This is a genomic window from Dietzia sp. DQ11-71 (assembly GCF_014144995.1).
GTDB classification, from domain to species: Bacteria; Actinomycetota; Actinomycetes; order Mycobacteriales; family Mycobacteriaceae; genus Dietzia; species Dietzia kunjamensis.
Genome location: NZ_JAALDT010000438.1, coordinates 1 through 1553, shown reverse-complemented (window position 1 = coordinate 1553; position 1553 = coordinate 1). Strand labels below are relative to the sequence as shown.

At 70.9% G+C, this 1553-nt stretch carries 1 protein-coding gene; it reads left to right on the top strand.

Going from position 1 to position 1553, the window contains the following annotated elements; all coding sequences use genetic code 11:
• A partial coding sequence (locus tag G6023_RS14115; RefSeq protein WP_182636100.1) for a GlnX family signal transduction membrane protein occupies positions 1-1483 on the top strand: 1483 nt, incomplete at its 5' end.
• Positions 1484-1553 lie beyond the last annotated feature (70 nt).

The following is a 1553-nucleotide window of genomic DNA, read 5'->3' as shown; positions in this document are numbered from 1 at the left end:
CTCGGCCGACGCCGCTCCCCGGGCCGGCGCCGCACCCGCATCAGGTGCCGCCTCCGGCTCCCGGTCCGGCTCCGCCTCCACGTCGGCCTCCGGCTCCCGGTCCGGCTCCGCCTCCACGCTCACACCAACGCCCGGCTCGGGTGGCGAGTCGTCATCCACCCTCCAACCCCGCAGGCCGGTCCGTCGCCGCGCCGCCCGCTTCTGGAACGACGTGCTCACCACGCCGGGCCGCATGTCGGTCTTCGCGTTGCTCGCGATCATCACGGTGCTCACGGGCGGGATCGTGGCGTCCTCGACGATCACCCAGCGGCAGGTTTATACCGAGACGCTGCTGGCCGAGGTCGAGCCCGTCGCCAACGCCTCGCAGACGTTGTACAGCTCCCTGACGATCGCGGACTCCGCGGCGAACACCGCGTTCATCACCGGCGGTATCGAGCCTGCGGAACTGCGCGAACGCTACCTCCAGGCGATCGCGACCTCGTCGTCGTCGATCATCGCCGCCTCCCAGGGCCTCGACCGCACCGACACCGAGTCCATCGAACAGCTCGCGCTCATCAACGCCCAGCTGGCCACCTACACCGGCCTGGTGGAGACGGCGCGCACCAACAACCGCGTGGCCAATCCGGTCGGCTCGGCGTATCTGGCGTCGGCGTCGACGCTGATGCAGGACACAATCCTGCCCGCCGCCGCGGACCTGTACGACCGGCAGTCCACGTCGGTGGGACAGTCGGACAGGGAGTGGTCGTCGCCGCCATGGGGGTCGTTCTTCCTGCTGGGGCTGGCGATCGCGGTGCTGTTGCTGTTGCAACAGTGGCTGTGGCGACTCACCGGGCGGCGGTTCAACCCGGCGCTCGCCCTGGGCTCGCTGCTCATGGTGGCGACGTTCCTGCTCACGATGATCGCCGGGTTCCTCGCGGCCAATGACAACGCCAAGGGCCTGTCCGAGGGCGCGGCACCGATGAACGAGCTCACCCGCCAGCGCATCAACGCCCAGAAGGTGCGCGCGCAGGAGACGCTCAACCTGGTGCGGCGCACCGATCCGGAAGGGTCGGCGGCCGAGCGGGCGACCACCCTGGGCAACGTGCGTGACACCCTGACCGTCTACCTCGACGACGAGGAGGACGAGGACTCCACCGGCCGCATCGACCTCGACTCGCAGGGGGCGGTGACGGACGCGATCGAGGCGCTCGACGCCTGGATGGCCGCCCAGAACCGCGCCGACTCCCTGTACCAACAGGGCGACTACCAGGGCGCGATCACCATCTCCTCCGGCCAGAGCGAGGGCGACTCGGGGGCCGCGTTCGAGGAGTTCGACGAGTCCATGCAGGACGCCATCGAGGAGGCCCGCGACACCCTGCGTACGCGCATCGACAACGCCCGCCGCACCTCCTCCAACGGGCCCGATCTCATCATCGCGCTGTCCACCCTGGCCGCGTTCGCCGTGGTCGTGGGCATCGCGCCGAGGATCAGGGAGTACCTGTGACGGCGGGGGTGCGGACCGGGTCGGGCGCGCGGGGACACGGCGCGCGGCGCCGGGCGAGGCGGGTCGCGCT